This is a genomic window from Oleiphilus sp. HI0132 (assembly GCF_001635845.1).
Map to the genome: position 1 here is coordinate 1 of NZ_LWGJ01001457.1, position 4,582 is coordinate 4,582.

At 43.9% G+C, this 4,582-nt stretch carries 2 protein-coding genes; one reads left to right on the top strand and one right to left on the bottom strand.

Translation table 11 applies throughout. From position 1 onward, the window contains the following. On the top strand, positions 1 to 2,266 hold a 2,266-nt coding region (locus A3766_RS22400), incomplete at its 5' end, for a LuxR C-terminal-related transcriptional regulator (RefSeq protein ID WP_068642996.1). Between the two features lie 292 nt (positions 2,267 to 2,558). Here A3766_RS22400 and dinG read toward each other — a convergent pair. Next, on the bottom strand, positions 2,559 to 4,582 hold a 2,024-nt coding region (gene dinG, locus A3766_RS22405), incomplete at its 5' end, for an ATP-dependent DNA helicase DinG (RefSeq protein WP_068642998.1).

The window sequence follows — 4,582 nt, forward strand, 5'->3', positions numbered from 1 at the left end:
ACCTTCTGTTCAAATTATCATCACATGCAGGTTCGAACCTTCGCTTCCGATCTCTCGTTGGAGTGTAAAAAACTGGGTAGACCAAATACAATCATCAGACTTGGCCTTCTCTATTGAAGAATCTAAAGCTTTTCTTCTTGATTATATGAATCTATCGTTAAGTGATGCGCAAGTAGACTCCTTGTTTGCATCCAGTGAGGGCTGGATAGCCGCATTACAACTTGCAGCGCTATCCGCCGTCTCCACTCCCAAGGCTGACCAGTCGCTCATATCTGTAGATAGGCTTCTTTCAGATGATAGGCATCTGAGCGAATATATTGTGAGTGAAATTCTCTCTCAACAGCCGCAAAATGTTTCAGACTTCTTATTGAGGTCTTCATGTTTACTCCGCTTAAACGCGCAGCTTTGCGACTCGATGCTTAATATCCAGGGTTCTGCGAAGATACTTGACCACCTTTATAGAGCAAACCTCTTCATTACCCCCTTAGATAATGAACATAGCTGGTACCGTTATCATGAGATGTTTAGAGAGTCGCTCCTTCGAAAAATTAAAGTAGAGCAACCAACACTTCTAGAAACATTGCAGAAAAGCGCTATTGAGTGGCTTGTCACGCATGAACAAGCCCATGAAGCGATAGAGCAAGTTGTTCAACTTCAAGATTGGGATCTTTTAATACAATTGCTTGAAAAAAATGGTAACAACCTAATACATGAAGGGCATCACTTACTCGTTTTAGAGTGGCTTCGAAAAGTACCCGAAAAGCTATTTAGCCAGTCTCCCCGCGCGATTATGCTTAAGATCTGGGCATTGTTCTTCAGTAACAAAATTGAAGTGATTGCCCCTTTGCTAGAAGAGCTGGAACTCCTTATTGATAAGCAACGCTTGCTTTGCATTGAAACTAGCGCAAGTGAATTAATTGACTTACATAGTGAGATCTCGCTTATTCGGGCCTATCTGGCTCGCAGCCAGTCAGACCTAAAGAGCGCAGGACAATTAACTAAAGATGTTCTGAAAGAGCTCGATACAACCAAGATGCCCCTTAAATCCGTCACCTATTACGGAATTGGTCTTGATAGCTTCGCTGTCGGTGACCTGGAGTCTGCGGAAGCTGCTTTGAGCGAAGCAATTGAGCATGGCAAGCGAGAGAAGAAATATACCACGGTGCTATCAAGCAGCGGCCTGCTTGGATGGATCTATTTTTACCAAGGTAATCTTGAAAAAGCGTTAGAAACCGGGATTATTAACCAACAATGGATCGATAGCTATCACGACAGCTCTCAACCTAGAATAATTTCTTGTTGGCAAAATAGTGCCTTGGCATTGATATATACAGAGAAAGCCGAATTTACTATCGCTCAGTCGTACATCAACCCCTTGCTACGACATTTGGAAATTGGGACAGAGCCAGGCCAGCACATAATCATTCAGTACACCCAAGCAATGCTTTATTTTGCACAGGGCAAATATGTCGATGCTATCGAATGCTTGGATGATGCATGGCATACCTATCAGCACAAACGAGACTCCATCGTTTTCACTCCACCAAGTATCATCGCACTAAAGGCTCGCTGCCTTTTATCAATGGGGATGATAGAGAAAGCTCAATTTGTGATAAATGAACTAAACGAAGAAAGCATTAATGCTGTCCCCTTAAACTATGAGGATATTAACCTAACAAAAGCACGGATTTTTGCGGCGCAAAGTAATTATAAACTTGCATTGGAAGTAATTAACCGTCTTGCTGAACAGACTCGTTCTAAGCACCATGTATACAACCTGATTCAAGTATTGAACCTTTCTGCCTCAATCTACCATAGCCTCCACAACTCAAAAGAAGCCGAAGAAGCAATTAAAGAATCATTACATCTCGCATCACAGGACGGCTTCATCTCTGTTTACACCAATGAGGCTGTTGAGCTTCTTCCGGTTCTAGCACTGGGTGCTGATCCCAGCATACCTGACAGCTATTTGCAGAAATTGAGCGCAACATTAGGATTAAGCAATGAGACCAAGCCTGTTCAACAAGATGAACTGCCTGGCGCAGCAGCATTGGAGAGCAATAAGCAATTGCTAGAACCTCTTAGCTCGCGCGAACTTGAAGTGCTCGGCCTGATTGATCAGGGCTTAGCAAACAAAGAGATCGCTCAGAAGCTAAGCCTCGCACCGGCCACCGTCAAAGCACATATTCGCAACCTATATGGAAAGATAGAAGCAAAGAGTCGTACAGAGGCTTTATCAAAAGCACGAAGCATTGGTCTGATCTAATATACGAGATCATAAAGTGTGATGCGCATCACACTTTATATCACTTAAGCCTAGGCGTAAGCCTTATGGACGATCTAATTAAGCCTGACTAAGCCCTATTATAAACTCATCGAAACAAGCAGTACTAAGTAAAAACTTCAGGCCTTTTACTTAGCGATGTTTGCGTCTTTCAGGTATTAGTTTTCCGATCAGGGCTTCCCTACAAGGCCCGACTTGTGAACGCGGCGAGATGATAGTTCGGCATCATCCGCCGCTTTTTTTTGCCTAAATTTTATAGATTCAGCAGGTTTGCTTAGCCAAACTGTCGACGGTATGGCGGCAATGAATTGATCAAGAGATTACCGTAACGACGGGTGAGCAGCCGATTATCAAGAATCGTCACCTGGCCGGTGTCTTTCTCCGTCCGAATCAAACGACCACAAGCTTGAATCAACTTAAGGCTGGCATCTGGCACGGTCACTTCCATAAACGGGTTTCGACCTTGCGCCTCGAGCCACTCACTAATGCTTTGCTCTAAAGGGTCGTTAGGCACAGAAAACGGTATTTTGGCAATAACAACATGCGTAAGGTAATTGCCTGGCAAATCAATCCCTTCAGCGAGGGAAGCCAAGCCAAACAAAATACTTCGCTTTGAAGAATCTATAAGCGCTTTATGTTTGTTTACCAGCTCCTGCTTTGAGTATTCGTCTTGGGTCATAATATCTTTGCGTAAGACCGGGTCTATTTGATAAAGCACGTCATTCATTTGCTTTCTAGAGCTGAATAAAACTAATACAGCTTGATCATCACCAATCCAGTTTGCCAGATTTGAGGATATTTCCTGAGTGTGCTGTTCAGGGTCTGAAGCTGACGATGTCATTGGAGGAATTACCAGCTTGGCAACTTGATTAAAGTCAAACGGGCTTTGCACTCGATGATAAACACTATCAGCGGGTAAACCTGCTTTGTGAGCAAGTCGGTCAAACTTGCCAAGCGCTGTTAATGTTGCGGAGGTTAATATTGCTGCGTAAGACTTTTTCCACAACGCTTCGTGAAGCAAGCCACCCGCGCTTAATGGGCTACCATGCAAGCTAATATCGGCAGCGTTTTCATATTCACGCAGCATTAACCAACGCGCATTCGGCGGCGCACCTTCTTTTTCAACTTTTCCGTAGAACATCCAAAGCGCGTGCAAACCTTCGGCTCTGTCACACAATGCACCAATAACAGGAAACCATTGCTCCCCTTCTTCTCGAGATAAACCGCAATCTGATTTTTCATCAACAACTTTGTTCATTTCGTTTCGAATATCGTCAAGCAAACGACATAAACTCGCAAACAAAACTTTTAGTTCTTGCGCTGCATCTAAAAGCGCTTCGGGTATAACTCCCTGTGGGAAGCGAAATCGTTTGACACTATTATTGTCTTCTTCATCCCATTGAATTTCCTGAGCAAGGTAATCATAAGTACGTGTAATCCAGTCATGTAGCTGAGTAGATACCAAGGAAATATCCTCAATATTTTTGTGAAGAAAATTACCCTGCGATAAATAAGGTGAAAGCTCCACCATTGCTTTGCTAAGCACCTTGAGCCAGTTATCGGTACTTTTAAGACCGCCTTGAACCGTAAAATGATTGAGTGCCTTATCTGCCAAATGGTGCCCTTCATCCAGTACCAAAATAGACTGCTCGGGTGCTGGCAATATAACGCCACCACCCAAAGCCAGATCTGATAACAAAAGATCATGATTAACCACGACAATGTCAGCATTGTCCCAGGTCTTTCTGCTTTCATAATAAGGGCAAGAATTAAAATAGCTGCAACGGCGCTTGCTGCACTGCTGATTATCAGTCGATAGACTGCGCCAAACTTCAGGTTCGATCACGCTTTCCCAGGTATCTTTGTCGCCATCCCAAGCTCCTGAAGCGTATTTAGATAGATACACCTCTAGCTCAGATTTATCGGTAGAAACGCTATCTTCCTGGGTTAGAAATAGCGGTAACGCAGTAGTATCGCTATTGACATTATCAAGCTGTTGATCCAGCTTGCTCAGACAAAGGTAACGACCCCGACCTTTTGCCAGGGCATAGTTGAAATCAAGGCCGGAGTATTTCGCTAGCTCAGGTAGGTCCTTGCTCATGACCTGATCTTGCAAAGCGGTTGTAGCGGTAGAAACGATAACTTTTCTACCTTGCGCTAAAGCAAGAGGGAGCACTGAAATGCTGTAAGCAAGCGTTTTTCCAGTGCCGGTGCCTGCCTCGACAACACATACTGCTGGGTCGGACTTTCGTGCACCCTGATCATCTTCTTTAATGCTGCCTAAATATTTTGCTATCT